Here is a 24,282-nt window from a genome sequence, read left to right as displayed (position 1 = left end):
GTTTAGAGGCGCAAATCATCAGGTGTCAGGGTGAAGGCCCTACCGAACCCGCCATTGAGAAACGCCCCGGATACGTCGAACAAGACAAATGAAAAATCGGCAAAGCCGATATAGAGCTTTGCCTTGGGGTGGTCGCGCAGATAATGCGCGGCCAATTCGGCATGTCCGCGGTCGCCATGGCCCAGAAAACGGGCCTGCGCCTGCAATGTCAGGCGCGGATGGGTCAGCGGATCGCCCTTGTCCCCCGGTTCCCCCACCAACAGAGAGCAGGCGGGGTTTTTCTGCAGGGCACGGGTGTGATGCGCCAGGTCCGAAACAAGGCTGACCGGCTGCCCCTGTGGCGAGGTTCCCACGGCAACACGGCTGACCAGCGGCTGACCGCTGTCGGGTTCGAGCACGGCCAGTGCGCCGTAACGGGCGCTGTCCAGCAGATCGCGGGCCAATTGGCGGGCGTCGTCATCGGTCGGTCGGATCAGATCAGGCATGGGAGAACGCTAGGGCGATGACGATTGAAGGACAAGGGCGGCCATGCGCCCTGCCCCGCCGGAGTTCAGAAATCCCGCCACAGGCTGAATTTCAACCCGCTTGCAGTGCCGCCGATCACTTCTTGGGTAACGCCCAGTTCCAACAGCCAGCCGTTGCCGATTGCGCGTGTCACCGAGGGAACAAGTCGCAAGAACGGGGGATCGCCCACCGCTTTGCCGCTTTGGAGTTGCAGCATGATTTTATGGCGGTCATCGCGGTTCAACCCGAAGGTCAGGTCGGCTTTGAAATCGGAGGTTTCATCGCGCAGATTCAGCTCGATCGCGGTTTCAAGCGATATCCATCCGTCCCCGAAGCGGCTGGAAAACCCACGTCCATAGGATAATCCAGGACGGAATGTCGGATTGCCGGCGATTTCCCCGAATCCCAAATCCAGCGCGACATGATGCGGACCCTGTGTCGACCCGATGGGAAATTTCAGGAAACCGATGGTTTTGGTATTGCCCGACACGCCGCGACCCAGATCAAGCCCCAAGGTCAGCCGCGGCGCCACCCCATATTCCAGATAGAGACCGGCATAGTGATTGCCGCCCGAATTGGGATCGATCAGGTAAACGCTTGAAGAAAAGAAACCCGTTCCCTGTTCACGTAGCCACGCCCCCGCCGGGGCTATAACGGGGATCAATCCAAAACAGATCGCCAAGAGGATTTTGCGCATCGCTCCGCTCCTCCGCAAACTCTGACGGATTTTAGTAAATAGCGAATTAAAGATTTCGCGCTTTTGGATTTTCCTGCCCCGGTGCTAGGCTAAGGCATCAAAGGGAGGAAAAAAATGCCCAAGATCTCGCAAGATAATGATTTTCAGACGGTCCTCACCACCTTTGAAATGACGCCCGGCACCTGTCAGGACCTGCTTGAGGCGCTGACGGATGCCTATCAAAGCTTCATCTCAAAGCAACCGGGGTTCATCGCTGCGGGTTTGCATGTGAATGATGCGCAGACCCGGATCGCCAGCTATTCGCAATGGCGCAAGCGCGAGGATTTTCAAGCAATGCTGCGCACCAAGGAGATGCGCAGCCGCAATCGCAAGATTGCCGATCTGTGTAAAAGCTTCGAGCCGGTCATGTATGACGTGGCCTACAGTTTCAATTGACGACGCTGTAGGGCCAAACCGATCAAGTCAAACCGCAGCTTTGACCCAATCGACAATGGCCGGGGCCGGGATTGCCCCCGATTGGCGCGCCTTTTCACGACCGTTGGCAAAGGCCGCCATGGTCGGAATGCCACGAATATTATAGGCCGCTCCGGCCTTGGGGTGGGCTTCGGTGTTCAGCTTGACCAGCCGCGCCTGACCGTTCAACACCCCGGCCGCCTTGGAAAATTCCGGCGCCATCATCCGGCAGGGACCGCACCACGGTGCCCAGAAATCAACCACCAGAGGCAGGTCGTCGTTGCGCGCTGCCTTTTGCAGCGTGTCGAAATCAATCTCGACCGCCTTGCTGGAAATCAGCTTTGCGCCGCAGGTTCCGCATTTCGGCGCTGCGGTGAGTTTATCTTCGGGAACGCGGTTGACCTGACCGCAGTCCAGGCAGGTGATTTTTTTCGGCGCCATCACGGCCTCCTTTGTTCATATATTCATTTTCGAATATAATAAGCCCCGGCAAAACGACAAGACCACAGATCAAGATCACACTTGCCATGACTCAATACTGCGCTCATATTTTCAGGGCGACGTTACTCTCTATCGACCACGGCCCTTTGACGGCTCAGTTTTTCGATCTTGGACTGACGAGCCGAGCTGCCGCAATTCCGCGGGCAGCACTATCAAAGGAGACACGACATGCCCACCGGCACTGTTAAATGGTTCAACACCACCAAAGGCTATGGCTTCATCGCCCCCGACGACGGCGGAAAGGACATTTTTGTCCATATTTCCGCAGTGGAACGGTCCGGCCTGACCGGGCTGGCAGACGATCAAAAGGTCAGCTACGATCTGCAATCGGGCCGCGACGGTCGTGAAAGCGCGGTGGATCTGAGCCTGCTCTGAGCCTCGAGCCACAGAAGTTTCGATTGATAACCGCCCCCATACCGGGGCGGTTTTTCTATTCCGGGCAAAGGTAAAACCCCAAGAACGCCTCCTTCGTTGATCCATCTGGATATGGCGGAGTGGAGAATCTATCGATTGAGGGTTTTCTTTCACAGCTCAGCGGCTATAAAATGATCCCATGATGACCAAGGGCCATATCACGACCGCACCACGCCGCATTGACGGCGCGCTGTCGCTTGCTGCCCTGCTATTGCTAAGCCGCCTCTGAGCGTGCCAGCCCCGGCGCGACCGCTCAGAGGATGTGTTCCTTCGCGCCCAGGCTTAAGCAAGATTAGATAAAGAGACCCGACATGACCGATATGACCAAGCAAGACCAAGTCTTGATCTTTGACACGACCCTGCGCGACGGCGAACAAAGCCCCGGCGCAACCATGACCCATGACGAAAAACTGGAAATCGCCGAGCTGCTGGATGATATGGGCGTCGATATTATCGAAGCCGGTTTCCCGATCGCATCCGAGGGCGATTTCGAAGCGGTGAAACAGATTTCCGAGCGGTCGAAGAATTCCGTGATCTGCGGGCTGGCGCGTGCCAATTTGAAGGATATCGACCGTTGCTGGGAAGCGGTGAAACACGCTGGAAAGCCGCGCATCCACACCTTCATCGGCACATCGCCGCTGCACCGGGCCATTCCCAACCTGTCGATGGATGAAATGGCCGAGAAAATCCACGACACGGTGACCCACGCGCGCAACCTGTGCGACGACGTTCAATGGTCGCCGATGGACGCGACGCGCACCGAACACGATTACCTGTGCCGGGTGATCGAGATCGCGATCAAGGCCGGTGCTACAACGATCAACATTCCCGACACCGTGGGCTATACCGCGCCGCGCGAAAGCGCCGATCTGATCCGGATGCTGATCGAAAAAGTACCCGGTGCCGACGAGGTAATTTTCGCCACTCATTGCCATAATGACCTTGGCATGGCGACCGCCAACGCGCTGGCCGCGGTCGAAGCGGGCGCGCGGCAGATCGAATGCACCGTCAACGGTCTGGGTGAACGGGCTGGCAATACCGCGCTGGAAGAAGTGGTGATGGCGCTCAAGGTGCGCAACGACATCATGCCCTACCAGACCCGGATCGACACCACCAAGATCATGCATATCTCGCGGCGGGTCGCGACCGTGTCGGGATTCCCGGTGCAGTTCAACAAGGCCATCGTCGGTAAAAACGCCTTTGCCCACGAAAGCGGCATTCACCAGGACGGTATGCTGAAAAACGCGGAAACCTTCGAAATCATGCGTCCCGAAGATGTGGGGATCGCGGGCACTTCACTGCCGCTGGGCAAACATTCCGGCCGCGCCGCGCTGCGCGCCAAGATGAACGAGCTTGGCTTCGATCTGGCTGCCAATCAGTTGAATGACATCTTCGTGCGGTTCAAGGAACTGGCCGATCGCAAGAAGGAAGTCTTTGACGATGATCTGATCGCGCTTGTGCAGGACGAGGTCGTGCAGGGTGGCACGGACGTGCTGCAACTGAAGCGGCTGCGGGTCGTTTGCGGCACCGAGGGCCCGCAGGAAGCCGAACTGACGATGAGTGTCGATGGCGAGGAAAAGACCATCGACGCCACTGGCGACGGCCCGGTCGACGCAGCCTTCAACGCCGTCAAAATGCTGTACCCGCACAATGCAAAGTTGCAGTTGTATCAGGTCCATGCGGTCACCGAAGGCACCGACGCACAGGCCACGGTTTCGGTCCGAATCGAAGAAGACGGCAGAATCGCGACCGGACAATCGGCCGACACGGATACGGTTGTGGCAAGCGTGAAAGCCTATATACACGCCCTTAACAGATTGATCGTAAGACGTGAAAAAACATCGCCTGGTGGAGACCGCCGGGAGATTAACTACAAAGACGTTCATTGATCCAATCGCGATGCATCCATTAGACAGCCCCGGGGTTCTCCCGGGGCTTCTTTTTTAACCCTTTGGTATATATTTTCGTTCCCCTGTTTCCGGAAATGCTATTATCTCTCTGATTTTGAGTGGGCTTGGACGCCTTTCCGGACCTTTCACCAGGTCTTGGAATGCTGCGCCAGGCTTTTGTGTTGCTGCTATTAGGAGTGAAAAGCGGTGTTCCAGCGATTCAACTTCGGCGAATATCGCTCCTTGCCCGTGCCGGCCCGTTTCGGGCGGCGGGAGAAGACGTCGAATACGGTCCTGTTGATCCTGATCGGTTTTGCGGTTTACTCGATAATCACTAACGCGCTGCTGAGCGCGCCGGTTTCGACCGCTTTGTCAGTGGCTGGATTGGTTGGACTTGCTGTTTCGGGACTGCTGAGCCGCGTCGGCCTCCATACCGCCGGGCGGGTTCTGATGCTGCTGATTTCCAACCTGCTGCTGTTTGTATCCTGCTATTTCGAAGACCCGGTCGGCAATGCTTCGTTGATCATGCTGGCCTTTGTCGGCCTTCCTTTCATCGTTTTTTCCTGGCGCGAGAACCAGAAAGTCGTGATGGGCCTGTCGGTCCTGCCGTTGATCCTGTGGAACATTCTGCTCATTACCAATTATGGCAACGGTGCCTATGTCGAGATTGATGTTGAGACGTCAAAGGCCTTTTCCTACTGGCATTCCTTCTTGGTGTTTGTCTTCCTCGCGCTGGAATTCGGCTATTTCGATTTCGTGACGCATCGCTATTACGAGGCGTTGCGCCAATCTCTGAGCGCAGAGAAAAAGGCGGGCCGGGCCAAGACCGCGTTCTTGTCATCAATGAACAATGAACTGCAGACACCGCTGAACACCATTATTGGCGGCGCAGAGCTGTTGCGCAACCATCCCGATGCGACCGCGGACACGCTCAGGCTGGCGACCTATATCGGCCAAGCCGGACAGGACATCCTGTCCCTGATGGAAAAAAGCTTGTCCTACGCCAGTATCAGCGGCGGCGAGGTTAATGTCACGCTGCGGCACGAAGATCCAATGGAATTGATCTCTTCGGTTCTTGACCAGTCCAAGGACCTCGTCCAATCGAAAAATATCCATATCGATACCACGCGGACCTGTTTCGATCTGGTATTGGCCGATAGCCGGATGTTTAAGGAAGCGCTTTCTCAACTAGTTGACAACGCAGCAAAATATTCGCCGGAAAATGGCAAAATCCGGATCGTTGTAGCTCATGGGCTGGACCACAAATTGCGCATTTCGGTCAAGGATAACGGCCCCGGCATCCCGCGGAACAAACGAGAGAAGGTGTTTTTACCCTTCGAACGTCTGGAACAATCTCTGGGGACGGAACCGGGCGGTGGCATTGGCCTGACCATCGCCAAAGCCTATGTCGAAGCAATGTCGGGCGATATCGGAATCAGCAGCTGTGCAGATGGCGGCGCCCATGTCTGGGTCGAGCTGCCGATTGCTGACAATTAGTCGCTTTTCCGCAATGAAACGAAGCGCCACGGCGCTGGCCGTGCCTGATACCGGCGGTCGCCTGAAAAAAAATGCGGATTTGACGTTTAACTAGAGTTACACAAACAATCAGCCGCGCGACGCGATGGTAACGCGAACCAACAGGAGGCAAGCAAGACGTGTTCGAGCGCTTTGATAACGGTACGCTTCGGTTCTATCCGCAACCGGCCAGGAACCGACGCCAGGTTCGCGCCGCGTTCAACATTGCCATCAGTATCGCGATCATTGCCTTCATCGAAATGCTGACCCTGTTCGTAGCGGGCGCATATATGACGGCGATTGGCAGCCTCTTGGTCTTGATCGGCGCGGTGGCCGGGGTTTTCCTGCATCGCCGTGGCCGGCACCTGAGTGCACGTTTGATACTGCTTAGCATGCTCAATCTCGGCGCCTTACTGGGCAGTTTGACCATCCATCCCGACAGCAACTACTGGTATCATTTCTATCTTTATGTCGGTTTGCCTTTCCTGGTCCTGTCGTGGCGTGACAACAGGGCGCTGGTCCTGGCCTTCGCCATCCTGCCGATCATCTGCTGGCTGATCCTGCAGGCGACCAATTTCGGCAATCTGGCCTATGTCGAAGTTGGGCAAGATCAGGCAGTCGCTTATCGCTATGTCTATGCGGCCTATACGGTGATTTTCGTGTTGCTGGATTTCACTCTCTATAACTGGATCGCACAGCGATACGATCTGGCCCTGCGCAAGGCTCTGCGCGCAGAAAAGAAAGCGGGGCGCTCTAAGACCGCCTTTCTGTCTTCGATGAGTCACGAAATACGGACGCCGCTGAATGCGGTCATCGGAGCGTCGGAACTGTTGCAGAACCACCCCGATGCGCCGCCTGAAATCCGGCGCACCGCCGAAGCGATTTGCAGCGCCGGGCTGGATATTCTGGCGCAGACCGAGCGCACCACCGCTCTTACACGCCTGCTGTCCGGATCGGTGCAAGCCGTGCCGCAGGAGGTCAATCCGAACTACCATGTCGGACAGGCCATCGAAAGATTACAAGACGACATTGCACTGAAAGAAATCAAGGTAAAGATCATCAAGGCCGAGGGGATCCGTGTCCTTGCCGATCCCGCCATGCTGACCGAAGCCCTGTTCCATCTGATCGACCGCGCAATTAGCAACGCGACACAGGGTGGACAGATCAGGATTGAGCTGATCTCTGGCGACAAAATCATGCGGCTTTCGGTCAGCGATAATGGCCCAAACATACCGGTACGCGAACGCGAAAACCTTTTCCGGTTCGACGAACCGCTTGATACGAGCTTCAATCTCGGGGCGGACAGCCGGATAGGGATGGCAATTGCAGGCGCTTATGCAAAGGCGATGAACGGTCGCATCGGTGTCGGCACCGGTAAACGGCACGCTGACAGTTGTGAATTGTGGATTGATCTGCCGATCGCCGGGCAGGTCAGAATCTCTCCAGCAGCCGCTTGAGATAATCCAGCTCTTCGCGCGATCTGGCCCCTTCGCCGGACCGACGGCGGATTTCGTCCAGTAATTCACGCGCCCGGCGATAGACATCTTCGCCCTGAAGCAGGTCCTGATCGCCCCCCAGCGCCCCGCCGGTCCCCGGGCTGCGGCCCAGCGGATCGCGTTCTGCCGACCGGGCATTGCCCTGTGCCTGACCCTGTCCGCCCTGACGTTCCTGTTCAGCTTCGGCCAGTGCTTCACCCAGATTGCGGATCCCTTCGCGTAAGGCGTTCATCGCTTCGGCCTGTTGGTCAATCGCACCGGCCAAATCGTCCTGACGCAGCGCATCCTCGGCCCCGCGCATGGCGCGGTCGGCCTGTTCCAAGGCGTCGCGGGCGGCCTGCCCCGCCTGAGTGTCCTGTCCCGGAAGGTTGCCGCGCTGGCGGTTCAATTCTTCGCGCAGATCGTTCTGCCGTTCGGCCAGGCTGCGTTCCCCAGGCTGGCCGGTTTCACCTTGCTGACCGTCGCCCTGACCGTCATGTGACTGTCCCTGTCCTTCGCCGCCGTTGCGGCCCTGATTGTTCTGCGACTGGCCCTGATTGGCACCGGGATTGAATTGCTCTTGCAGATCGCGGAACGACTGATCCGACAGGCCCTGCTGATCGCGCAGGGTTTCAGCCAGATTGTCCATCGTCTGCTGCCCGGGCGAAGGTTGCCCTTCGCCACCCTGCGTCACCCGCATGTTTTCCATCAACTGTTGCAGCTCTTCCAGCGCCTGCTGCGCTTCTGCCATGCGGCCTTGTTCCATCAGGTCCTGAATCCGGTCCATCATGCGTTGCAGATCATTCATATCCATCTGCATGGATTGTTGGTTCTCGGCGCTGTCGAAATTTTCGTTCTGTTGTTGCTGTTGCTGCGCCTGACGCGATAATTGCCGCATGTAATCCTGTGTCGCGTCGCGCAATTCCTGCATCAGTTCGGCTATTTCGTTTTCGCTGGCGCCGCGCTTCATCGCCTCGTTCAGCCGTTCCTGCGCCTGCTGCATACGTTCGCGTGCGTCGTCGATATCGCCATCTTCCAACTGCACCGCCAGATTCCACAGCGCCTGCGCGATCTCATCGCGCTGTTCGGCGCTGATCCCGGCTTTGGCAAAACCTTCCAGTCGGCGCAGGATCACCCTGAATTGCAGATAAGTTGCCTCGGACCGGAACAACCGGTCTTCGGGTTTCCATGAAACAGCCCGCAGCACCTGCCCCACCCGTGCGGCATTGTCGCGGTTCCATAGCAGATCGCGGCGCTGTTCGATGACGGCCGCGGCCAGCGGATCGAAAAACCGCCGCCCCGGCAGAACCATCGTGACAGGCTGCGCAAAACCAGTCTGCCCGGCGGCATCGGTCACTTGCAAGCTGACGGTCACTGGCAGATTGGCCCAGGGATGTTGCGAAAAATCGTCGATCAGGTTTTCGCTGAACTCCGCCCGGCTACCGGTGATCGGCAGCGTCAGGTCCCTTTCGATCGCTGGGCGCGATTCGGGATCGAGCGCCAACCCGTAACGCCGGTCGAGAGCGCCAATATCCAAGTCGATTCGCGCCTGGCCGGACTCCACCCCGTAATCATCCTCTGCCCGGTAAGGCAGGCTCATCCGCCCATCGAACGACGTCTCGGACGGACCGGTCAGCGCCACGCTGGGCACAGCATCCGGCAACAGGGCGACATCCCAGGACCGGCCGCCGGTGCCGTTGATATCCAACCGGCCACCCTGCGCGACGGTAAATTGCTGTTCGGGGTCCGAGGCAGGCGGCACTTCACCGCGGCGCCCCGACACGGTTTCGGCCAGGGTCAAACGGCCGACAGCACCATAAAAGCGCAGGATGATGCGGCTGCCCTGCGGAATATCCAGCGATTCGCCGGTCTGATCCGGCAGGTACAGAACCGGCAACCCGGTATAGCTTGGCGGTTCGATCCAGCCTTCCCAGGACGGTCCAGCCGCCAGAGCCGCGCCACCCGGGGACAGCGTGCCGCCTTCGCCCACCCGGTCCAGCGACCCGAAAAGTATCCCGACCGCAATCCCCATCAAGGCGACATAGCGCAACGCGAAAGGATCGTTGCGTGACACCTTGAGATCCGGCCGCACCGCGCGCGCCTCGCTCAGCCGCGCTGTCATGCGCGCCTGATGGGCCTGCCACAACGCCCGGGACGCAGGATCACCGATACCGATGGCCTGCGCGTCGTGAACCGCTTGCAGGGGCCGCCCGGCCAGTGTGGCATCCAGCCGCGCTACCGCGTCGGCGCGCCGCGGCCAGCGGAATGTCCACAGCCCATACAGGCCGGCCAAGATCAGCGCCAGCGCGGCCACAATTACCACGGCCCAGACCAGTTCCACCGCCATTGACTGCTGCAGACCCAGCATCAGCAGCGCCAGACAGACCATTGCGATGCTCCACAACGGCCAAAAGGCGCGGGTCGCACGTTCAGCGATCAACCCAGCCCAGGTCAGTCGCAGCGGCCAGCGGATAGTGGTTTCAAACGCGCGTTCGGGTGTCGCCATACCTGATCCCAACGGCCATACGCGGGGATCGCGCTACAGCCATTCGGGAATGGTATCTCGATTTATCATTTCGTCAAAGGTCGGACGTGCGCGAATAACCGCAAATTGATCTTCATGCACCAAAACTTCTGGGATCAGAGGCCGGGTATTGTATTCGCTGGCCATCACCGCACCGTAAGCCCCGGCCGAGCGGAAGGCGACCAGATCGCCAGCCGCCAGCGGCGGCATCATCCGCTGCTTGGCGAAGGTATCTCCGGATTCGCAAACCGGACCGACGATATCATAGGGGCGTTGTTCGACCCCGGCATCCGGTTCGATCACCGGGATGATATCATGATGCGCCTCATACATCGCCGGACGGACCAGATCGTTCATCGCCCCATCAAGGATCAGAAAATCGCGGCCCTCGCCGGATTTCATGTAAATCACCTTGGACACCATGATCCCGGCATTGCCCGCGATCAGCCGCCCCGGTTCGATTTCGATTTCGCAGCCAAGATCGCCCAGTTCTTCGCGGATCATCGCACCATATTCTATTGGCAGAGGAGGCGCTTCGTTCGAACGCGTGTAGGGAATTCCCAAACCACCCCCCAGATCGAGACGGTCGATACCATGGCCATCGGCGCGCAGGGTCCGGGTCAGGTCGGCCACTTTGCGATAGGCTTGCCGGAATGGCTCCAGTTCGGTCAGCTGGCTGCCGATATGCACATCGATACCGACCACTTTCAGCCCCGGCAGACGCGCAGCGTGGGCATAGACCGCGCGTGCGCGTGCGATCGGGATGCCGAATTTGTTTTCGCTCTTGCCGGTGGCGATCTTGGCATGGGTCTTGGCATCCACATCCGGATTGACCCGCACCGTCACCGGCGCAACAACGCCCATCGCGGTGGCGACCTCGTTCAGCACCTCCATTTCGGGTTCGGATTCCAGATTGAACTGCCGAATGCCCCCCGCCAGCGCGGCGCGCATTTCATCGCGGGTCTTGCCAACGCCGGAGAACACGATTTTGTCCCCCGGTACACCGGCTGCGATCGCGCGGGCGTATTCGCCGCCCGAAACCACGTCCATCCCCGCGCCCGCTTGCGCCAGCGTGGTCAGTATCGCCTGATTGCTGGCCGCCTTCATCGCGTAGCAGACCACATGGTCCATCCCGGCCAGCGCCTCGTCGAACAGCCGGAAATGGCGCAACAGCGTGGCGGTGGAATAACAATAGAACGGCGTGCCGACCTGAGCGGCAATCTCGGCCACCGGTACATTCTCGGCGTATAGCGCCCCGTCTTTATACAGGAAATGATCCATTTCACCCGCCCTTTGCTTGCGTCTCATGCCTCTTAGCCAGAGCCGCGCCGCAATTCAATTGATCAAAAGGCACGCCCCTGGTGTGCCCATAGCTGTTTCGCCTCCGGCAGGCACATATACATCAGCGTGAAACGGGCGCCCCAATCCCCTTCTTCTGTTCAAAAATATCCCGGGGGTTTGGGGGCTGGCCCCCAATGGGCGTCTCACACCGGACGGGTGCGCAGGAAGAGGTAAAGCGGCAGTCCGCAACTGACCCCGATCAGGAAGGTTGCCGGGACGGCCAGCAGCGCCGACCAGTTGCGGCGAATGCTGACCTCAGCGAAAATCCACAGGGTCAGGGCGATGGCGGTGATGGTCAGGTCCCAAAACAGACCCGCCACAGCGCCATTGGCCTGCCAGGCCGCGATCAACGCCGCAAGATCAAGGCCGTTTTGTCGCAGCCAGGGCAGCAGCAGCGCCAGCGGATGCACCGCCCCCCAGATCGCCAGTATCAGATATCCCAGTCGCAGCGGCGACATCAGAGCACGACCCCAATCGTGGCTTCGCCGCTGATTGTGATGCCGGGTTGAGACGTTTTCGGCGCCGGCGCCGTCGGTTCACCATCGGCCCCGCAACCGGCCAGAGCCAACAACGCAATCACGATCAGGACAGGTTTCATTCCAGCACCTTTTTCCAACGCTTGATCTGCACCAGCACCTGTGCCGGGGCAGTACCGCCATAGGACATGCGCGAGGCGACGGAATTATCAACCCCGAGCACGTCAAATACGGCAGCGGTGATCGCGCCATGCACCGATTTCATATCCTCAAGCGTCAGGTCAGGCAGGTCGCAACCCCTGGATTCGGCCAGCGCCACCAGCGATCCGGTGACGTGATGGGCATCGCGGAATGGCATGTTCAGCGTCCGCACCAGCCAGTCGGCCAGATCGGTCGCGGTGGAAAAACCCGATCCCGCGGCGGCGGCCAATGCATCGCGATTTCCGGTCATGTCGCTGACCATTCCGGTCATTGCGGCCAGTGCCAGCATCAGGTTGTCGGCGGCGTCGAACACCTGTTCCTTATCTTCCTGCATGTCCTTGGAATAGGCCAGGGGCAGCCCCTTCATCACCGTCATCAGCGCCACGTTGGCCCCGAAGATGCGGCCGATCTTGGCACGCAGAAGCTCCGCCGCATCCGGATTGCGTTTCTGTGGCATGATCGAGGACCCGGTCGACCATTTGTCCGACATGGTAACGAAGCGGAACTGGGCCGAGGACCAGATCACCAGTTCCTCGGCAAAGCGTGACAGGTGCATGGCGCAGATTGAGGCGCTGGCGAGGAAATCCAAAGCGAAGTCGCGATCCGCCACCGCGTCCAGCGAATTGGCACTGGGCCGGTCAAACCCTAAGGCAGCGGCAGTCATATGGCGGTCGATCGGGAAAGAGGTCCCGGCCAGCGCCGCAGCACCCAGCGGGCATTCATTCATCCGCGTGCGGGCATCCTGAAAACGGGACAGGTCGCGGCCGAACATTTCCACATAGGCCATCATATGATGACCCCAGGTCACTGGCTGTGCGGTCTGCAAATGGGTAAATCCGGGCATCACCCAATCGCAGCCAATCTCGGCCTGACCGATCAGCGCGGCGATCAGCGCCCTGATCCCCTCGATTGCGGCGTCGATCTGATCGCGGACCCAGAGTTTGAAATCGGTCGCGACCTGATCGTTGCGCGACCGCGCGGTGTGCAGCCGGCCCGCCGGTTCGCCGATGATCTGCTTCAGCCGCGCCTCGACATTCATGTGAATATCTTCCAACGCGGTGGAAAATTCGAATGTGCCGGTCTCGATCTCTGACAAGACCGTGAGCAGCCCTTCCCGAATGGTGTCGGCATCGCTATCAGTTATGATGCCCGTCGCCGCCAGCATGGCGGCATGGGCCCTTGAACCCGCGATATCCTGCGCTGCCATGCGCTGGTCGTACCCGATAGAGGCATTGATCGCCTCCATGATCGCGTCCGGACCGGCGGCAAAGCGGCCGCCCCACATCTGGTTCGAGGAAGTGTCACTCATGTCTGCCCCTTGGGAGGTTATATGCGCAAAATCGTTTCACTGGTCCTTTATACGGCCTTTCTGCTTGGTGCAAATGGCGCGCTGGCGGCGGACACCGCCGCGCTGTCGGCGCTGCGCCAGGGCGACATGAAGAAAATGAATTTCCACAGCACGCCAAAACCGCTGCCGGATGTGGGATTCATGTCGGAAACCGGTGCAGAGGCCCGGCTGCAGGATTATCAAGGCAAGTATGTCTTGGTGAATTTCTGGGCTACCTGGTGCGCGCCCTGCCGGGCCGAAATGCCGATGCTGGACGCATTGCAGGCAAGCTATGGCGGTGATCGCTTCGAGGTTGTCACCATCGCCACCGGTCACAATCCGCCGCCGGCCATGAAGAAATTCTTTGCCGATGCCGGGGTTGAAAACCTGCCCCTGCACCGCGATCCCAAGCAGATGCTGGCGCGCGGCATGGCCGTGATGGGATTGCCAGTTTCGGTGTTGCTTGATCCTGAGGGACGCGAAATCGGCCGTTTGATGGGCGATGCGGACTGGAGCGGTACCGAGGCGCGGGCACTAATCGAAGCGCTGATCGCCAGTGAAAGTTGACCGATCTGGCATCGCGACCGCAGGTGTTTCGCGATGCCTTGGTAGAAAAAATGGAGATTTGAGTCTGAAAAACATTCAAATTTTAATTTTAAGGCACCATTAGAACCTTTGCCGCACGGTACCCCTGCCTAGCATCAGAAGGGGGTGACTATGTCGGATAGAAGATTCGGGGAAATGGCAGACGTTCCGGACGGGCAGGACAGCGCGCTGTCCTATGCCGTGTTTGAACGTGACCGCAACGTGTTGGAAATGGTCAAGAATGCCCTGCGCCATAACGAAGCGGCGCTGGCATTTCAGCCCGTGGTCGAGGCGGGCGACACCGGTCGAATCGCCTTCTACGAAGGGCTGATGCGGATCTTCGATGACACCAAAAGGGTCATTCCGGCCCGCGAATTCATGGACCATGTCGAAGACACCGAAGTCGGGCGGCTGATCGATTGCGTTGCGCTGGAACAGGGGCTGCAAACCCTGGCCGATCACCCGCATGTCCGTCTTTCCGTCAATATGTCGCTCCGTTCGGCGGGCTATCCGCGCTGGATGGAAAGTCTGGAGCGCGGGTTGGCCCGGGATGCCACGGTTGGGGAACGGCTGATCCTGGAAATCAGCGAAGCCTCGGCGATGATGGTGCCGGAATTGGTAACCCCGTTCATGGATCATGTACGGGGTAAGAATGTCGCTTTCGCGCTGGATAATTTCGGTGCCGGGATCACGTCACTCAGCCATCTGCGCGACTTCAGTTTCGACATCCTGAAAATCCACGGCGGGTTCAGCCGGTCGATCCACCGGACCCCCGACAATCAGGTATTGGTGTCGGGGTTGCGGATGATCGCGGAACATTTCGAGATGCTGACCGTCGCCTGCGGCGTCGAAACCCGCGAAGAAGCGCTGTGGCTGTCCGATCATGGAATCGACTGCCTGCAAGGGCATCTGTTCGGCGTTCCGCGGGTCAATATGGTCTGGCAAGAAGAGCAAATAAGGGCAGGATAACCACCAATTCCTGCGATACGGTACTTTCGCCCGGTTGCCGCAACGCGGCGAATAATTTATGACGAAGCGGAAGGCGATGAGTCATGGGTCCGCGACAACCGCTCGGCCCTCGGGCTCCTCGATCCTGAAATTGGTGGAGGATACTATGACCAATGTTGTAATCGTTTCCGCGGCCCGGACGGCTGTCGGTTCGTTCACAGGCTCTTTTGCAAATACACCCGCCCATGATTTGGGCGCTGCTGTTCTGGAAGCCATTGTCGCCCGCGCTGGCATCGACAAATCGGACGTGTCCGAAACGATCCTTGGTCAGGTTCTGACCGCTGGTCAGGGTCAGAACCCCGCCCGTCAGGCGCATATCAATGCCGGACTGCCGATCGAAAGCGCGGCATGGGGCATCAACCAGGTGTGCGGTTCGGGCCTGCGTGCCGTCGCTCTGGGCGCACAGCACATTCAGCTGGGCGATGCGGCAATCGTCGCCGCCGGCGGTCAGGAAAGCATGTCGCTTTCCCCGCATGTCGCGCATCTGCGCGCCGGGGTGAAAATGGGCGATGTGAAATACATCGATTCGATGATCCGCGATGGATTGTGGGACGCCTTCAACGGCTACCATATGGGTCAGACGGCGGAAAACGTCGCTGAACAGTGGCAGATCAGCCGCGACATGCAGGATGAATTCGCCGTTGCGTCGCAGCACAAAGCCGAAGCGGCTCAGAAAGCTGGCAAATTCGACGACGAGGTGATCGCCTTCACCATCAAGACCCGCAAGGGCGACATCGTGGTCGATAAGGATGAATACATCCGCTACGGCGCCACCATGGAAGCGATGCAGAAACTGCGCCCCGCCTTCACCAAGGATGGATCGGTCACCGCCGCGAACGCATCCGGTTTGAATGATGGTGCCGCCGCCGTGCTGCTGATGAGCGCCGAAGAGGCCGAAAAGCGCGGGCTGGAACCGCTGGCGCGGATCGCCTCCTACGCCACTGCAGGGGTAGACCCGTCGATCATGGGCGTCGGTCCGATTGCCGCGTCGCGCAAGGCGCTGGACAAGGCGGGCTGGGCCGCGGGCGATCTGGATCTGGTCGAAGCCAACGAAGCCTTCGCCGCTCAGGCCTGCGCGGTGAACAAGGACATGGGCTGGGACCCGTCGATCGTTAACGTGAACGGTGGCGCCATCGCCATCGGCCACCCGATCGGCGCGTCGGGCTGTCGTATCCTGAACACCCTGCTGTTCGAAATGAAGCGGCGCGAGGCGAATAAAGGCCTCGCAACGCTTTGCATCGGTGGCGGCATGGGCGTGGCCATGTGTCTGGAACGCCCATAAGCAGGCGCTGCCAGATGCGACGACATATCAAGGGGCGCCATCTGGTGCCCCTTTTTCTTAGACATAATGCCGCAACTGCAAAAAAGTGGCCGAAAGACCAAATTTCAACGCGTAATAATATTGCGCAAACTTTCACATCAAAGTAACAGTGTTACCAACACGTATTGCCAGACTGGAGGACACCCATGGCTCGAATCGCACTCGTCACCGGCGGATCACGCGGCATCGGCGCAGCTATTTCCAAAGCGCTGAAGGCCGAAGGATATGATGTTGCCGCAACCTATGCCGGCAACGATGAGGCCGCCGCCAAGTTCACCGAAGAAACCGGGATCAAGACCTACAAGTGGAACGTGGCCAATTACGAGGAATCGACGGCAGGCATCGCCAAGGTCGAAGCCGATCTGGGCCCGATCGACGTGGTCGTTGCCAATGCCGGCATCACCCGCGACGCGCCGTTCCACAAAATGACCCCGCAACAGTGGTCCGAGGTAATCGACACCAACCTGACCGGCGTGTTCAACACCGTTCACCCGATCTGGCCCGGCATGCGCGAACGCAAATTCGGCCGTGTCATCGTGATCAGCTCGATCAACGGTCAGAAGGGTCAGTTCGCTCAGGTGAACTATGCCGCGACCAAGGCGGGCGATTTGGGCATCGTGAAATCGCTGGCGCAAGAAGGCGCGCGCGCAGGCATCACCGCCAATGCGATCTGCCCCGGCTATATCGCCACCGAAATGGTGATGGCGGTGCCGGAAAAGGTCCGCGATTCGATTATCGCTCAGATCCCGACCGGCCGTCTGGGTGAACCCGAAGAAATCGCACGTTGCGTGGTCTTTCTGGCCTCGGACGATGCCGGTTTCATCAACGGATCGACCATTTCGGCCAATGGCGGGCAGTTCTTCGTCTAAGCCCTGCCGATCTGAAAAAAACCAAGGGCCGGTCGAGCGACCGGCCCTTTTTCATGCCGTAAGTCCGGGAATGGTCAGCGGCACGGTTCCGTAAGGCCGTTTGTGGCCAGCGGAACGGAAGGACGTGTAAACAGCCATCCGAACAAAGCGCCAAACGCCTTGGCGCGTTCGGCATGGGCAGTGGCATAGGCGTTTGCAACACGGGTGTTTTGAGCGGTTTCGATCATGGCGGCCTCTATGGATAAGAGTTTTTGAACTGCTTACAATCTGAACCTCACCGTTACGACTCACAAACGAGACTTTTCACACCTTCAATTAAGCTGTACTTAAGTGAAATGTCGGATCAATTACCCCCTTTAACAGCTCTGCGCGCCTTCGAATCCGCCGCGCGGCATATGTCCTTTGCCAAGGCCGCAGAGGAATTGCATGTGACCCCTGCGGCGCTGTCCTTTCAGATCAAAGCGCTGGAACAGCATCTCGGGGCGCCGCTGTTCGTCCGTTTGAACCGGGCGGTAAAACTGACCGAAGCGGGCAAAACGCTGGCCCCCGGCGCATCTGACGGGTTTCAGGCCCTGACCGCCGCTTGGCGCGCCACCAGACGGCTACAGGATCACACGACGCTGACCGTCACCGCAGGACCCGCCATGACAGCGAAATGGCTGGCGCCACGGCTGTATGATTTCGCCCGGGCCCATCCGGACATCGAACTGCGCCTTGCCGCCTCGCTTCGTATGGTCGATCTGGAACGGGATGCGGTCGATGTCGCCATCCGCTTTGGCTATGGCGCAGATGACGGGCTCTATTCGGTTCCAGTGCGCAAGGAATGGCTAACCCCGGTGATGTCACCGGAATTGGCGGAAAAGTATCGCACACCGGAAAGCCTGAAAGATGCCCCTCTGATTTTCGACGATTCGATTGCGTTTCTGACCCCGCCCTGCGATTGGCCAACATGGTTCCGGGCGATGGGCATAAAATTTACGCCCAGCCGCGGTGCTCATTTTTCCAATGCCGACCACGCCATCGACGCGGCAGCGACGGGGGCCGGTGTGGCTCTGGGGCGCCGCCCGATGATCATCAAGGACCTGTTGGAGGGCCGTCTGGTTGCCCCGTTCAAGGTGGCCATCGAAACCCAGGCGCGGTTTCGCTTTGTCTGCCTGCCCGGGGCGGAAACCCGGCCCCAGATCGCCGCCTTCCGTGACTGGTTCCTTGCCGAAATCGAAAAAACTGCGCATATCTCGGACGGTTTCAGCATCATTCCGGTCGAGGATATTCCCCCAGCATGACAAGCAAGCACGCCACCGCGATCGGGTTTATTGCCGTGCTTTTATGGGCATTGCTGGCGCTGTTTACCGTCGGCACCGCGCCAGCGCCGCCGCTGTTGCTGAATGCGATCTGCTTTACCGTTGGCGGGGTGTTGGGGCTGATCTGGACGATTGCCAGCGGCAGCCTGTACCGGCTGAAAACGGTTCCGCTCAGGGTGTACGGGTTTGGCACACTGGGGCTGTTCGGCTATCACGCGCTTTATTTCAGCGCGCTGCGTCTGGCACCACCGGCACAGGCCGGGCTGATTGCCTATCTTTGGCCGCTTCTGATCGTTCTGTTTTCCGGGCTTCTGCCCGGCGAGAGGCTGAAGCCGGGGCATTTTCTGGGAGGAATACTGGGATTTCTCGGCGCAGCGCTGATCATTGGCGGAGGCGGCGCGGGCTTTGATGCCGCCGCCCTGCCCGGCTATCTGCTGGCTTTGGCATGCGCATTCACCTGGTCGGGCTATTCGGTATTGTCGCGCCGCATCGGGGCTGCTCCGACCGAATCTGTCGCGGTGTTCTGCATCGCAACCGCGATCCTGTCGGCGGGGCTGCATCTGGCGCTGGAAACTACTGTCTGGCCGCAGGGCGTCGTCGGCTGGGGATCGGCGCTGGCTTTGGGGTTGGGGCCGGTCGGCCTGGCGTTTTATGTCTGGGATATCGGGGTGAAACGCGGCGATATTCAGCTACTTGGCGTTTCGTCCTATGCAGCACCGTTGTTGTCGACAGTGGTGCTGGTGGTGTTTGGTGCCGCCGCCCCAAGTTGGACATTGGGACTGGCAGCTTTGCTCATCACCGGCGGCGCAGCCTTGGCTGCGCGCGCCAGCCTGTCGAATTGATCAGACCAATTCCGAACTCAGCCGTTCGATTTCTTCCTTAAGTCGCAGTTTCTGTTTCTTCATCGCAGAGATTTCCGCATCAGGCATTCCCGGCGCGCGCTGCGCGTCTTCGACCTGTTGCGAGAGGGTGAGGTGTTTCTTCTTCAGTTCTTCAATATGCGAACTCAAGGGCATAGGCAGTCTCCTCTCTGTGAAAGTAATATGACAAGTGCATCACAACTTTTTCGTTCTGTCACGCCGCGACGCAGCAAGAAGCGGAAAAATGCCTGCCCTCCACCAAAATTATTTGGGAAACGCCAAAGCTGCCCCCTCTCGCAGCACTGCCTGAATATCGGAAGTATAGCTTTCCTGATCGCTGGTATGGGTATCGCCTTCGTGCATCACGATAGCGGCGTGTAGGCGAAAGGCGGCCCGCCCCCCCTTTCGACCCCGGATCAGGAACAGTTGTGATTCCCTGCCCCGGCGCGGCAGCAGTGGTAAAAGCTGCAGACTGCCCAGCCGCGCCTGCATCGCGCAGAGCAATTCAGGCAAACGTTCGACGCGCTGAATAAAACTGACATAGCCTTTGGGCCTGACCCGCTTGGCAGCAACTTCGACCCAATCGGCCAACGGCGTTTCACCACCCAAAGCGATATCCCGCCCGGGATCCGCCGCCGAGACTGACGTTTCACGCTGAAAATAGGGTGGGTTGGCGAAAACATGGTCAAATTGACGGTTGCGCAAATCGGTTGGCAATTGGGTCAGGTCGGCCTGGACCACATCGAAAGCGGCAGACGCTTCGGTCGCATTGCGGCGTGCCAGCGCGGCATAAGCGGGCTGAATCTCCAGCCCAGTCGCTCGCATGTCCGGCACGCGCGCCAACAGACACAAGGACGCCACCCCAACCCCACAACCCAGTTCCAGCGCGCTTTGCCCCGGTTCACCCGGTATCGACGCAGCCAACAGAACCGGATCGACACCGGCGCGATACCCCCGCGCCGGTTGCCAGGCCGAAACACGCCCATCCAGAAATTGAGTATGGGTCAGTTCATCCATCCAAAGCGATTCCATTATCCCTCAAAACGCCCTGGGCCAATGACAGGTCTTCATCCCGAACCATCAGCCGACGCGGCAAAATGCCGATGCTGCCTTCGAGAACGCTCATATTTACGTCCATTTCAAACCAGTCTATACCCTCGCCCTGAAGCAGGGCCTTGGCGAAAGCGATCGACGTCGGATCGGTGGTGCGGAGAAGCTGTTTCATAATGGGAAATATGGGCATAGCGGCAGATTTGTCGAGCCATGTACGAGGTTGTGATGAACTTGCACCAGGCATCCAGCAAACCACATGAGCTTCTGGCGGCGCATCTTGAAGCCAAGATGCAGGCCGTGAACGTCCTGATTCATGACCGGATGGCATCCGAGCACGCACCACGCATCCCAGAGGTGACGGCACATCTGGTCGATGCAGGCGGCAAACGTCTGCGCCCGATGCTGACCTTGGCCGCGGCTGAATTGTGCGGGTATCAAGGGCCGTTCGACGTGCATCTGGCCGCAACGGTGGAATTCATCCACACCGCCACCCTGCTGCATGACGATGTGGTGGATGAAAGCGGCCAACGCCGGGGCCGCCCCACCGCCAACCTGCTTTGGGATAATAAATCCAGCGTTCTGGTCGGTGATTACCTGTTTTCGCGCGCGTTTCAGTTGATGGTGGAACCGGGCAACCTGCGGGTTCTCGATATCCTGTCCAATGCTTCGGCCACGATTGCCGAAGGAGAAGTGCTGCAACTGACGGCGGCGCAGGATCTGCGCACCAATGAGGCGATCTATCTTCAGGTGGTGCGCGGCAAGACGGCGGCGCTGTTTTCAGCCGCAACGCAGGTCGGCGGGGTGATCGCCGAAGCACACGAAACCGAAATCAACGCGCTGTACGAATATGGCGACGCGTTGGGCATCGCGTTCCAGATCGTTGACGACCTGCTGGATTATCAGGGCGACAGCAAAGCCACAGGCAAGAATGTGGGCGACGATTTCCGCGAACGCAAACTGACCCTGCCGGTGATCAAGGCGGTGGCCAAGGCAGATGCCGAAGAGCGCGCATTCTGGACTCGGACCATCGAGAAGGGCAAACAGGAAGACGGCGATCTGGATCATGCCCTGGCGCTGCTGAACAAGCATGACGCGCTGCATGACACCCGTCAGGACGCGCTGGACTGGGCCGAAAAGGCCAAGCAGGCGATGGCGAAACTGCCCGATCACAGCCTGCGCCAGTTGCTGATCGATCTGGCCGACTACGTGGTCGCGCGGATCAACTGAGACTGCATTCCTCAACCCACCAATCAGGGTGGCGCAACACGGTTGCGGCATTTGTCGCGGCCTCGGCCGTTTCATAGAGACCGAAACAGGTCGCCCCCGATCCCGACATCCGCGCCAAACGGCACCCTTCGGTAGCGACAATCGCCCGAAGCACATCGCCGATAACGGGCTGCGCCGCGATGGCCGGGGCTTGCAGATCGTTGCGCTGCTGCGCCAGCCAATCGATCAGCGGCTCGAAGCTCAGTTGTGGCGGCAGCGGGTCCATCGGCGGATTGTCCTTGCGTGCCAATCCTTGGAAAACCGCCGCCGTCGGCACTGCCACACCCGGATTGACAAGGACAGCAGGCAGATGAGGCATGTTGTCCAAGACCTTCACGTCTTCGCCGATCCCGCGCATGACAGCGGCCTGTCCGATCAGGCAGGCCGGAATATCGGCCCCCAGAGACAGACCCTGATCGGGGATGCTGCGCCCGGTCAGATCACGGATCGCGGACAGGACGGCCGCAGCATCGGACGATCCGCCGCCAATTCCCGCCGCTGCGGGCAGATGTTTTTCCAGCGCGATTTCCGCATCAACCGCCATCAATCCGGCCGCCCGGAGCACAAGGTTTTGCGCGCCGGCCGGCACACCGTTTGCTTTGGGGCCGGAAACGGTCAGCGACGAGGTGCCTGACAAGCGAAGCTCTAACCGGTCGCCGACATCGGCGAACATTACCAGAGAATCGAGCAGGTGATACCCATCCGATCGCTGCCCGGTTACATGCAGGGTCAGGTTCACCTTTGCCGGGGCAAAGACTTTACTTATCGCCATTCGCCACTTTCAAAGGGGCCGCACCTTCGGCGGCCAACACCGCATCCAGGCCGATTTCAAGTTTCTGGCGAATACGGTCGGGGTCGACTTCGCCCGCGGCATCTTCGTAATCGACGAAGGATAGTGCCCTACGCCATTGGAATTCCGCTTCGCGCTTGCGGCCCACCGCCCAGAGCACATCGCCCAGATGATCGTTCACCACCGGATCGACCGGCATCAGTTCGGCGGCACGTTCCATTTGCGGCACCGCTTCTTCATAGCGGCCCAGCCGGAACAGAACCCAGCCCAGCGAATCAACGATATAGCCGCTGTCGGGTCGCGCCGCGACGGCGCGTTCGATCATGTCCAGCGCCTCGTCCAGCTTGACCTGTTGTTCGACCATCGAATAGCCCAGATAATTCAACACTTGCGGATGTTCCGGGTTCAGTTCCAGCGCGGTTCGGAAATCCTTTTCCGCCCGGTCCCATTCGCCCAGTCGTTCGAAACAGATCGCGCGGGCATAATAGATGAACCATTGGCTGGGATCGGTCCCTTCATGCAGCGCCAGTGCGGCATCATAGGCCGCAACGGCATCTTCGAAACGGTCAAGCTGCCGCATCAGATCACCCAGCGTGACATTCACGATGGCCTGATCGCCGTGGCTCTTGGCCAGTTGTTCCAGAACTTCGACCGCAGCGTCGACACGTCCGGATTTGCGCAACGCCTCTGCCCGGCCCAGTTCGGCGGCATGAAAGGCGGGATTGTCGCGGCTGACCCTCTTATAGGTTTCCACGGCCAGATCATAGCGTTGCAAATCGTCCAGAAGGGACGCGCTCAGCAGGATCGCATCGGTATGATCGGGGCGCAGATATTCGGCAACGCGGGAATACAGCAGCGTATAATCCTGCCCGGTTTCATTGCTCAGCGCGGCAGCAACCGAATAGAACACTTCGGCCACGCCGTCCTTGGGCGATCTGACCATGGTGAAAGGCAGGCTGTCACCCTTGACCAAGGCGGCATGCATGTCGCGCAGCACCGGGTCCAGATCAGAACCAAACAGGCCAATGATCATTTGCGCCGCCTCTTCGCCGCGATCCAGCTGGCTGAGCATTTCCACATGCGCTATCGCGCCGCGACGGGTCACCTGTATAGTGGTGCCGGCGTTTTCTGCAAAAATCGCTTCGGCGGATTCGAAATCACCGACCGAGGCCAGCGCCAGCGCCTTGTGATACAGGGCAAACCCCTTCAATCCGCGTTTTTCAGCAACGTCGTCATAGATTTTCAGCGCCGCCGAAACCTGGCCTTGGCCCATCTTCGCCCAAGCCTGAACCAACCCGTCGACCAGCGGACCGACACTGCGTTCCTGATTGCTGCGCGCGTCGAGCTTGTCGTACCGTTCATGTTCGGCATCGTCGGCCATCAGGATCATTTGCGCGATCTGGCTTTCCGGGCCGAATTCTTCCAGCTTGCGGGCAATCGGAATGGCGCGATCCAGCCGCCCCAGCGACAATTGCGCCTGCGCTGCCGATTCAAGAAGCGCCGGGTTGGACGGGTCACGGGCCAAAGCGCGGGCGTAATATTCTGCGGCGGTTTTGTAATCAGCGGTCATACCGGCCTGTCTGGCAGCCAGATAGGACCCGGCCAGCCCCTGCGCCTGTACCGGGGACACCCCACTGACACCGATGGCAATCGTCAGAACAGCACTTGTCACCCAGTTTTTCATCATACCCTTGGTCCGCATTTATTGATCCTGTTCAAAACAGAGTAACGCGCCCAGCGGCAAAGGCAATCAGGATGGGCGGGAAACCCCGCAAGGTGGGCGGGGAATCACCGAAATGTCAGGCCAGAAGATCGTAAGTATCGCCCTTTCGGTAGCGTGAACGGTTCTAAGTGCGGTTCACAGATACGTTTGGCATCTGCATCCGACATCAAACAATGGCTCTATCCTCCT

The 24,282-nt window shown here is 59.3% G+C and carries 26 protein-coding genes; 12 read left to right on the top strand and 14 right to left on the bottom strand.

What is annotated here, in order from left to right:
• Positions 1–2: 2 nt before the first annotated feature.
• Entirely contained in the window at positions 3–485 is a 483-nt protein-coding gene (locus tag VOI23_RS11015; RefSeq protein WP_323784846.1) for a HugZ family protein, read from the bottom strand.
• A gap of 65 nt (positions 486–550) precedes the next feature.
• Positions 551–1,201, bottom strand: coding sequence for a hypothetical protein (locus VOI23_RS11010; protein ID WP_323784845.1), 651 nt, complete (start codon positions 1,199–1,201; stop codon positions 551–553).
• A gap of 114 nt (positions 1,202–1,315) precedes the next feature.
• On the opposite strand from VOI23_RS11010, the gene VOI23_RS11005 reads away from it, so the two are divergent.
• Complete coding sequence (locus VOI23_RS11005; protein ID WP_323784844.1) at positions 1,316–1,636, top strand: antibiotic biosynthesis monooxygenase family protein; 321 nt, start codon at positions 1,316–1,318, stop codon at positions 1,634–1,636.
• Between the two features lie 27 nt (positions 1,637–1,663).
• Here the strand turns inward: VOI23_RS11005 and trxC are convergent, their stop codons facing one another.
• On the bottom strand, positions 1,664–2,095 hold the full coding sequence (gene trxC / locus VOI23_RS11000) for a thioredoxin TrxC (protein WP_323784843.1): 432 nt from the start codon (positions 2,093–2,095) through the stop codon (positions 1,664–1,666).
• Between the two features lie 228 nt (positions 2,096–2,323).
• On the opposite strand from trxC, the gene VOI23_RS10995 reads away from it, so the two are divergent.
• The 4 genes from VOI23_RS10995 (at position 2,324) to VOI23_RS10980 (ending at position 7,430) form a co-directional block, all read left to right on the top strand.
• On the top strand, positions 2,324–2,530 hold the full coding sequence (locus tag VOI23_RS10995) for a cold-shock protein (RefSeq protein WP_058263620.1): 207 nt from the start codon (positions 2,324–2,326) through the stop codon (positions 2,528–2,530).
• 350 nt (positions 2,531–2,880) lie between these two features.
• Positions 2,881–4,458 carry a 2-isopropylmalate synthase gene (locus VOI23_RS10990; protein ID WP_323784842.1) on the top strand — a complete coding sequence of 526 codons (1,578 nt, stop codon included), beginning with the start codon at positions 2,881–2,883 and terminating at the stop codon, positions 4,456–4,458.
• Between the two features lie 207 nt (positions 4,459–4,665).
• A complete protein-coding gene (locus VOI23_RS10985; RefSeq protein WP_323784841.1) occupies positions 4,666–5,955 on the top strand; it encodes a HAMP domain-containing sensor histidine kinase in 1,290 nt (429 codons plus the stop codon).
• A 158-nt stretch (positions 5,956–6,113) separates the two neighbouring features.
• Positions 6,114–7,430, top strand: a complete 1,317-nt coding sequence (locus VOI23_RS10980) for a HAMP domain-containing sensor histidine kinase (RefSeq protein ID WP_323784840.1) — start codon at positions 6,114–6,116, stop codon at positions 7,428–7,430.
• Here the strand turns inward: VOI23_RS10980 and VOI23_RS10975 are convergent.
• From VOI23_RS10975 to argH, 5 genes are all read right to left on the bottom strand, one after another.
• Positions 7,405–9,954, bottom strand: coding sequence for a TIGR02302 family protein (locus tag VOI23_RS10975; protein ID WP_323784839.1), 2,550 nt, complete (start codon positions 9,952–9,954; stop codon positions 7,405–7,407). The two genes, VOI23_RS10980 and VOI23_RS10975, sit on opposite strands and share 26 nt — an antisense overlap.
• Positions 9,955–9,987: 33 nt before the next feature.
• On the bottom strand, positions 9,988–11,253 hold the full coding sequence (gene lysA / locus VOI23_RS10970) for a diaminopimelate decarboxylase (RefSeq protein WP_323785007.1): 1,266 nt from the start codon (positions 11,251–11,253) through the stop codon (positions 9,988–9,990).
• Positions 11,254–11,456: 203 nt separating this feature from the next.
• Complete coding sequence (locus VOI23_RS10965; protein ID WP_323784837.1) at positions 11,457–11,771, bottom strand: DUF2834 domain-containing protein; 315 nt, start codon at positions 11,769–11,771, stop codon at positions 11,457–11,459.
• Positions 11,771–11,911 (bottom strand): argininosuccinate lyase, encoded by a 141-nt coding sequence (locus VOI23_RS10960; RefSeq protein WP_323784836.1) that lies wholly within the window; start codon positions 11,909–11,911, stop codon positions 11,771–11,773. Before VOI23_RS10960 ends, VOI23_RS10965 begins: the two co-directional genes overlap by 1 nt.
• Positions 11,908–13,299 carry an argininosuccinate lyase gene (gene argH / locus VOI23_RS10955; RefSeq protein WP_323784835.1) on the bottom strand — a complete coding sequence of 464 codons (1,392 nt, stop codon included), beginning with the start codon at positions 13,297–13,299 and terminating at the stop codon, positions 11,908–11,910. The genes VOI23_RS10960 and argH overlap by 4 nt, the downstream gene beginning before the upstream one ends.
• A 21-nt stretch (positions 13,300–13,320) precedes the next feature.
• On the opposite strand from argH, the gene VOI23_RS10950 reads away from it, so the two are divergent.
• The 4 genes from VOI23_RS10950 to phbB all read left to right on the top strand — a co-directional run bounded on the left by VOI23_RS10950 (position 13,321) and on the right by phbB (position 17,100).
• Positions 13,321–13,884, top strand: coding sequence for a TlpA disulfide reductase family protein (locus VOI23_RS10950; protein WP_323784833.1), 564 nt, complete (start codon positions 13,321–13,323; stop codon positions 13,882–13,884).
• A gap of 150 nt (positions 13,885–14,034) precedes the next feature.
• Positions 14,035–14,871, top strand: coding sequence for an EAL domain-containing protein (locus VOI23_RS10945; RefSeq protein WP_323784831.1), 837 nt, complete (start codon positions 14,035–14,037; stop codon positions 14,869–14,871).
• A 145-nt stretch (positions 14,872–15,016) separates the two neighbouring features.
• Positions 15,017–16,192, top strand: coding sequence for an acetyl-CoA C-acetyltransferase (locus tag VOI23_RS10940; protein ID WP_323784830.1), 1,176 nt, complete (start codon positions 15,017–15,019; stop codon positions 16,190–16,192).
• 185 nt (positions 16,193–16,377) lie between these two features.
• A complete protein-coding gene (phbB, locus tag VOI23_RS10935) occupies positions 16,378–17,100 on the top strand; it encodes an acetoacetyl-CoA reductase (RefSeq protein ID WP_323784829.1) in 723 nt (240 codons plus the stop codon).
• Positions 17,101–17,174: 74 nt separating this feature from the next.
• Here the strand turns inward: phbB and VOI23_RS10930 are convergent, their stop codons facing one another.
• Entirely contained in the window at positions 17,175–17,327 is a 153-nt protein-coding gene (locus tag VOI23_RS10930) for a hypothetical protein (protein ID WP_323784828.1), read from the bottom strand.
• 108 nt (positions 17,328–17,435) lie between these two features.
• On the opposite strand from VOI23_RS10930, the gene VOI23_RS10925 reads away from it, so the two are divergent.
• Together VOI23_RS10925 and VOI23_RS10920 are read left to right on the top strand one after the other, a co-directional pair.
• Entirely contained in the window at positions 17,436–18,383 is a 948-nt protein-coding gene (locus VOI23_RS10925) for a transcriptional regulator GcvA (RefSeq protein ID WP_323784827.1), read from the top strand.
• Entirely contained in the window at positions 18,380–19,243 is an 864-nt protein-coding gene (locus tag VOI23_RS10920; protein WP_323784826.1) for a DMT family transporter, read from the top strand. Before VOI23_RS10925 ends, VOI23_RS10920 begins: the two co-directional genes overlap by 4 nt.
• On the opposite strand, the gene VOI23_RS10915 is transcribed toward VOI23_RS10920, so the two are convergent.
• The 3 genes from VOI23_RS10915 to VOI23_RS10905 all read right to left on the bottom strand — a co-directional run bounded on the left by VOI23_RS10915 (position 19,244) and on the right by VOI23_RS10905 (position 20,486).
• A complete protein-coding gene (locus VOI23_RS10915; protein WP_323784825.1) occupies positions 19,244–19,417 on the bottom strand; it encodes a YdcH family protein in 174 nt (57 codons plus the stop codon). It lies immediately after the preceding gene.
• Between the two features lie 108 nt (positions 19,418–19,525).
• Positions 19,526–20,278 carry a tRNA1(Val) (adenine(37)-N6)-methyltransferase gene (locus VOI23_RS10910; protein ID WP_323784824.1) on the bottom strand — a complete coding sequence of 251 codons (753 nt, stop codon included), beginning with the start codon at positions 20,276–20,278 and terminating at the stop codon, positions 19,526–19,528.
• Positions 20,271–20,486: a DUF2007 domain-containing protein gene (locus VOI23_RS10905; RefSeq protein ID WP_323784823.1), complete on the bottom strand. Its 216-nt coding sequence runs from the start codon at positions 20,484–20,486 to the stop codon at positions 20,271–20,273. Before VOI23_RS10905 ends, VOI23_RS10910 begins: the two co-directional genes overlap by 8 nt.
• Before the next feature lie 53 nt (positions 20,487–20,539).
• Here VOI23_RS10905 and VOI23_RS10900 point away from each other — a divergent pair, with 53 nt between their 5' ends.
• Positions 20,540–21,541 (top strand): polyprenyl synthetase family protein, encoded by a 1,002-nt coding sequence (locus VOI23_RS10900; RefSeq protein ID WP_323784822.1) that lies wholly within the window; start codon positions 20,540–20,542, stop codon positions 21,539–21,541.
• On the opposite strand, the gene VOI23_RS10895 is transcribed toward VOI23_RS10900, so the two are convergent.
• Together VOI23_RS10895 and VOI23_RS10890 are read right to left on the bottom strand one after the other, a co-directional pair.
• Positions 21,534–22,352, bottom strand: a complete 819-nt coding sequence (locus VOI23_RS10895) for a 4-(cytidine 5'-diphospho)-2-C-methyl-D-erythritol kinase (protein WP_323784821.1) — start codon at positions 22,350–22,352, stop codon at positions 21,534–21,536. The two genes, VOI23_RS10900 and VOI23_RS10895, sit on opposite strands and share 8 nt — an antisense overlap.
• Positions 22,339–24,072, bottom strand: coding sequence for a tetratricopeptide repeat protein (locus VOI23_RS10890; protein ID WP_323784820.1), 1,734 nt, complete (start codon positions 24,070–24,072; stop codon positions 22,339–22,341). The genes VOI23_RS10895 and VOI23_RS10890 overlap by 14 nt, the downstream gene beginning before the upstream one ends.
• Between the last annotated feature and the right edge of the window lie 210 nt (positions 24,073–24,282).

The sequence above is a fragment of the Thalassovita sp. genome, from assembly GCF_034670005.1.
GTDB lineage: Bacteria > Pseudomonadota > Alphaproteobacteria > Rhodobacterales > Rhodobacteraceae > Thalassobius.
This window is presented reverse-complemented; position numbering and strand designations above follow the sequence as displayed.

Excerpts from the sequence above, each read along its gene's own strand:
- VOI23_RS10890 (WP_323784820.1), bottom strand. The coding sequence starts at position 24,072 with ATGCGGACCAAGGGTATGATGAAAAACTGGGTGACAAGTGCTGTTCTG.
- VOI23_RS10965 (WP_323784837.1), bottom strand. The coding sequence starts at position 11,771 with ATGTCGCCGCTGCGACTGGGATATCTGATACTGGCGATCTGGGGGGCG.
- VOI23_RS10990 (WP_323784842.1), top strand. The coding sequence starts at position 2,881 with ATGACCGATATGACCAAGCAAGACCAAGTCTTGATCTTTGACACGACC.
- lysA (WP_323785007.1), bottom strand. The coding sequence starts at position 11,253 with ATGGATCATTTCCTGTATAAAGACGGGGCGCTATACGCCGAGAATGTA.
- trxC (WP_323784843.1), bottom strand. The coding sequence starts at position 2,095 with ATGGCGCCGAAAAAAATCACCTGCCTGGACTGCGGTCAGGTCAACCGC.
- phbB (WP_323784829.1), top strand. The coding sequence starts at position 16,378 with ATGGCTCGAATCGCACTCGTCACCGGCGGATCACGCGGCATCGGCGCA.
- VOI23_RS10925 (WP_323784827.1), top strand. The coding sequence starts at position 17,436 with ATGTCGGATCAATTACCCCCTTTAACAGCTCTGCGCGCCTTCGAATCC.
- VOI23_RS10950 (WP_323784833.1), top strand. The coding sequence starts at position 13,321 with ATGCGCAAAATCGTTTCACTGGTCCTTTATACGGCCTTTCTGCTTGGT.
- VOI23_RS10905 (WP_323784823.1), bottom strand. The coding sequence starts at position 20,486 with ATGAAACAGCTTCTCCGCACCACCGATCCGACGTCGATCGCTTTCGCC.
- VOI23_RS11005 (WP_323784844.1), top strand. The coding sequence starts at position 1,316 with ATGCCCAAGATCTCGCAAGATAATGATTTTCAGACGGTCCTCACCACC.
- argH (WP_323784835.1), bottom strand. The coding sequence starts at position 13,299 with ATGAGTGACACTTCCTCGAACCAGATGTGGGGCGGCCGCTTTGCCGCC.
- VOI23_RS10910 (WP_323784824.1), bottom strand. The coding sequence starts at position 20,278 with ATGGATGAACTGACCCATACTCAATTTCTGGATGGGCGTGTTTCGGCC.
- VOI23_RS10920 (WP_323784826.1), top strand. The coding sequence starts at position 18,380 with ATGACAAGCAAGCACGCCACCGCGATCGGGTTTATTGCCGTGCTTTTA.
- VOI23_RS10940 (WP_323784830.1), top strand. The coding sequence starts at position 15,017 with ATGACCAATGTTGTAATCGTTTCCGCGGCCCGGACGGCTGTCGGTTCG.
- VOI23_RS11015 (WP_323784846.1), bottom strand. The coding sequence starts at position 485 with ATGCCTGATCTGATCCGACCGACCGATGACGACGCCCGCCAATTGGCC.
- VOI23_RS11010 (WP_323784845.1), bottom strand. The coding sequence starts at position 1,201 with ATGCGCAAAATCCTCTTGGCGATCTGTTTTGGATTGATCCCCGTTATA.
- VOI23_RS10945 (WP_323784831.1), top strand. The coding sequence starts at position 14,035 with ATGTCGGATAGAAGATTCGGGGAAATGGCAGACGTTCCGGACGGGCAG.
- VOI23_RS10975 (WP_323784839.1), bottom strand. The coding sequence starts at position 9,954 with ATGGCGACACCCGAACGCGCGTTTGAAACCACTATCCGCTGGCCGCTG.
- VOI23_RS10900 (WP_323784822.1), top strand. The coding sequence starts at position 20,540 with ATGAACTTGCACCAGGCATCCAGCAAACCACATGAGCTTCTGGCGGCG.
- VOI23_RS10895 (WP_323784821.1), bottom strand. The coding sequence starts at position 22,352 with ATGGCGATAAGTAAAGTCTTTGCCCCGGCAAAGGTGAACCTGACCCTG.
- VOI23_RS10995 (WP_058263620.1), top strand. The coding sequence starts at position 2,324 with ATGCCCACCGGCACTGTTAAATGGTTCAACACCACCAAAGGCTATGGC.
- VOI23_RS10915 (WP_323784825.1), bottom strand. The coding sequence starts at position 19,417 with ATGCCCTTGAGTTCGCATATTGAAGAACTGAAGAAGAAACACCTCACC.
- VOI23_RS10960 (WP_323784836.1), bottom strand. The coding sequence starts at position 11,911 with ATGAAACCTGTCCTGATCGTGATTGCGTTGTTGGCTCTGGCCGGTTGC.
- VOI23_RS10930 (WP_323784828.1), bottom strand. The coding sequence starts at position 17,327 with ATGATCGAAACCGCTCAAAACACCCGTGTTGCAAACGCCTATGCCACT.